The sequence below is a fragment of the Macrococcoides caseolyticum genome (genome assembly GCF_002902665.1).
Taxonomy (GTDB): Bacteria; Bacillota; Bacilli; order Staphylococcales; family Staphylococcaceae; genus Macrococcoides; species Macrococcoides caseolyticum.
Genome location: NZ_PPRM01000091.1, coordinates 1 through 4,327, shown reverse-complemented (window position 1 = coordinate 4,327; position 4,327 = coordinate 1). Strand labels below are relative to the sequence as shown.

At 34.1% G+C, this 4,327-nt stretch carries 4 protein-coding genes; 2 read left to right on the top strand and 2 right to left on the bottom strand.

The genetic code is table 11. The annotated features are described in order from the left end of the window. The coding region (locus CD152_RS10190) for a CDP-glycerol glycerophosphotransferase family protein (RefSeq protein ID WP_205757044.1) at positions 1–541 on the top strand (541 nt) is incomplete at its 5' end. 41 nt (positions 542–582) lie between these two features. Here CD152_RS10190 and CD152_RS10185 read toward each other — a convergent pair. Further along, positions 583–1,527: an NAD-dependent epimerase/dehydratase family protein gene (locus tag CD152_RS10185; RefSeq protein ID WP_101030553.1), complete on the bottom strand. Its 945-nt coding sequence runs from the start codon at positions 1,525–1,527 to the stop codon at positions 583–585. A gap of 86 nt (positions 1,528–1,613) precedes the next feature. Continuing rightward, on the bottom strand, positions 1,614–2,666 hold the full coding sequence (locus tag CD152_RS10180) for an LCP family glycopolymer transferase (protein WP_103214746.1): 1,053 nt from the start codon (positions 2,664–2,666) through the stop codon (positions 1,614–1,616). A gap of 295 nt (positions 2,667–2,961) precedes the next feature. On the opposite strand from CD152_RS10180, the gene CD152_RS10175 reads away from it, so the two are divergent. Beyond that, positions 2,962–4,218 carry a nucleotide sugar dehydrogenase gene (locus CD152_RS10175; RefSeq protein ID WP_101171251.1) on the top strand — a complete coding sequence of 419 codons (1,257 nt, stop codon included), beginning with the start codon at positions 2,962–2,964 and terminating at the stop codon, positions 4,216–4,218. Positions 4,219–4,327 lie beyond the last annotated feature (109 nt).

Here is a 4,327-nt window from a genome sequence, read left to right as displayed (position 1 = left end):
CGCAATAGATATATTAATCATGCCCACGTGGAGAAGTTATATTAAGGATGAAAAGCAATTTTTAGAATCTGACTATTTTAATATGTATCACAAATTATTAAAAAAACTCAGAAAAGATTTTCCAGACAAAAGAATAGCATTCTTTCAGCATTATGAATTTAAGCGATACAATCACTTTTTCTCAAATATTAATATAGATATTCAAAAAGACAATGACAAGATACCAGAGCTACTGATGAAAGCGAAAATACTTATTACCGATTATTCTTCTGTTCTCTTTGATTTTAATGTCATGCAAAAAGATGTTATACTCTATCAATTTGATAAAGAAGCATTCTTTGAAAAACATACTCAAACGCCATTAATTGATATTGAATCCTATGATCATTTTGTAAAAATTTCAAATCCAGAAGAACTATGTTTTAATTTAGCGAATAAAGATAATATGTCGTCCTACACCAATCGATTAGTTAAATACATACCGAACGATGAAATTCTATATAATCTTTGTGATCAGATTCATTGTTTATCTCAAAAATAAAAAAATCTCTATCGACATTAATTAAAGTCGATAGAGATTTTTTACTTTTGATGGTGGCGATGATTAAATTCGGTATATGCTTTTATACCATCAATAATACTATATTTCGCACTGTAACCTAATTCTTTTAATGGTGTAATTTCGGCAACTGAGTATTTGATATCACCTTTACGTGAGTCCTTGAATTCAACAGGTATCTCATAAGAAAAACTATTTTTAAATGCATTGTATACTTCTAATAAACTTGTTTCATTACCTGTGCCAAGATTATACACCTTACCATTCGTCTGATCGTTATCTAAAATTAACATTACTGCTGACACTAAATCATCGATATAAACGAAGTCACGTGTTTGATGACCATCACCGAGAAAAGTAAAGGTAGATTTACTTTCAAACTTTTTGTTTAAAATAGAGATGACACCGGAGTAGTCAGATTCTGGATTTTGCTTTGGACCGTAGACATTGAAAAATCTGAAAGAAGTCGTTGGAATATCATATAAGTCGTTATAAATTTTTGCATAAGATTCGCCTGCAAACTTTTGAATCGCATATGGAGATAATGGCTTTAAAGGATCTTCAGTCGATTTTGGTAGTCCAGGCAAATCTCCATATAATGCTGCAGAAGATGCAAAGATAAATTTCTTCAGCTCAGGATTGTAAGATTTAATAGTCTCTAATAAATTAATGGTAGCATCGATGTTGATTTGGTTTGATTCGAGAGGTTTATCAATCGTTTCCACTACACTTACCATGGCTGCAAGATGGATGATGTAATCAAATTTATGCGTTATAAGCAAATTTCTTATAAAATCATAGTTCCTTATGTCTTCAATATGTATATATTCTTCTTTTATGAATGTTACGTTGCTAATTTTACCAGTTGTAAGATTATCTAAGATATGCACTTCATTGCCGTTATTAACTAGCTTTTCAGCGATATTAGAACCGATAAAACCTGCGCCTCCTGTGATTAAAAATTTCATCAATATTCCTCCTCTAATGTCATTCTTATATAATACATGAAAATCAAAATTTTATAAAATGAGTTTTATTTAACTTGGAAATAATATTAAGGCACTTCCGTCGAATCATAATTAATCACATTGTTATTAGAATAATCATTATAAGGATTAACGTATTGTGATTCAATAGATGGAGGTTCATAGCTATCTTCCTCGATGGACAATTGTGGTAAGCCCAAGTTCTCTAGATACGTATTCTGTATGTGATGCTTTTCTTCTAAATTAGGAATAAAGTACCATAGATTATCGTTAAGAAATTGGCCGTATCCTGTTAATTGAAACTTTTCGACGGTATTTAATGATTCTGAATAATTGCTGATTAAAGTTTTCAGGTCATCAAATGTCACATCTGTGACGACGTTTCCTTCTATCGTTTTTAATAAAGAATCAATCTTAGATACAGAACTCATACTAACTAATTTATCTGCAAGCGCCTGAATCACTAATTGCTGGCGTTCTTGTCTTCCGAAATCTCCGCCTGCGCCTACTTGTTTTCTGCTTCTAATGAAAGATAGTGCTTCTTTGCCGTTTAAATGTGTCAGTTCGCCTTGTACGAAATCATGACCTTCATAGCTGAAGGTTGCATTACTCACGACGTCGATACCTCCGACTGTATCGATCATTTCTTCTATGCCATCCATATTGATCGTGGCGTAGTAGTCAATGGGGACATTCATTAATTTTTCTACAGATTCTACTGCCATTTTAGCACCGCCATGGTTATATGCGCGATTAATCTTTTCGTGTGTATTATGCCCCGCAATTTCACTGTATGTATCTCGCGGTATCGATACCATTACACTCGTATTTTTCGCTGGGTTGATACTTATGATGATGATTGTATCTGAGCGTCCTGCATCTCCTGTCGCGAGTCTTTTTGTATTAGAGTCAACGCCGAACAGAGCGATTGAAATAGGATCATGGTCTTTGATTGATACTTGTTTCTTGCGTAAGTCGGATTTTTCTCGGCTGATGTTTGTATGGATTACTTTAGCGGTTTTCTCTACTTTTGTGTTTAATGTTTGATAAGCAACTGCTGCAGCTGCAACTAATCCTATTAAGACGATGATGAGTGTGAATATCCATATTCTTTTTTTCATAAGTCGCTCCTATTATATTGGTGATATATTGTAATATATTAACACAAATTTAATTGGTTGACATTAAATTTTTGTCTTTTACATTATGTTTACAATCAATATATTATCTAAATAATTATATATAAAAGTACTGTTTATTAATCTAATATTAATAGTTTATAGTCAGCGTAAAACTACTATGAAGATTTGTTTAATCCTCACTTTTTCATATTTTCTTAAGCTATACTACCCATGAAGTAGATAAAAATTATTACTTAATTAAATATGAGTTTTCTTGAGAAAAGGATGGATTAATTTGAAACTTACAACGATAGGTTTAGGTTACATCGGATTACCGACATCAATTATGTTTGCGAAGCATGGGGTTGATGTTGTTGGAGTTGATATTAAGCAAGAAGCTGTAGATAAATTAAATAAAGGGCAGATTCATATAGAAGAACCTGGGCTACAAGAAGCATTGGAGGAAGTGCTGGCCTCGGGTAAGTTCAAAGCTTCGACGATACCAGAGCAGGCAGATACTTATATTATTGCGGTACCCACACCAAATAACAACGATGAACATAAATCATGTGATATCTCAATCGTGATGTCTGGTGTTGAAAGTATTATCCCGTTACTTAAGAGAGGGGATACAGTAATCGTTGAGTCGACGATTGCACCGCGTACCATGGATGACCATGTGAAGCCATATCTAGAGTCTAAAGGCTTTATAATTGGCGAAGATATCTATCTTGTCCATTGCCCTGAGCGTGTATTACCGGGCCAGATCATGCATGAATTAGTTTATAACAATCGCATTATCGGTGGAATCACACCTGCTTGTGTAGAAGCGGGTAAGCGCGTCTACGGGACTTTCGTTAAAGGTGAAATGATTGAGACGCAGGCGAAGACCGCTGAGATGTCTAAACTAATGGAGAACACATATCGTGATGTAAATATCGCATTAGCGAATGAACTCGCTAAAATCTGCAACGATCTAGAGATTAATGTTAATGATGTGATTGAGATGGCAAATAAACATCCTCGAGTTAATTTACATACGCCAGGTCCCGGTGTCGGTGGTCACTGTTTAGCGGTCGATCCATATTTCATCATCGCAGAGGCCCCAGAGCATGCATTATTGATCAAGCTTGCACGTGACATCAATGTGTCTATGCCAGAATATGTTGTACATCATACGAAGGAAATCTTATCTAAACTCGGTGGTAATAAAGTCACTGTATTTGGTTTGACATATAAAGGGGATGTTGATGATATTCGTGAATCACCTGCATTTGATATTTATGAAATGTTAACTGCATCTCAATATGAAGTTGTCGCTTATGATCCTCATGTGAAGCAGGAGTTTGTTGAAGAAGATATGGGAACAGCGGTTAAAGACAGCGATTTAGTATTGATATTGAGTGATCATTCCGAATTTAAGCAGCTCACTGATGGTGATTTTGATGGAATGAGACACAGATATATTCTTGATACTAAGAACGTTGTTAAGACTAAGGATGCATTTAAAGAAGTTAAATACTATAACTTCGGGAATTTATATAATTTATAACTACAACAACAGAATACGTTTGAACATCACCCAGTCAAGTAGACACTTAAAAAAATAAAAATTAATTACTCGGCTGTGCTTGTATTAGCGCAGCCATTTTTAATGATAT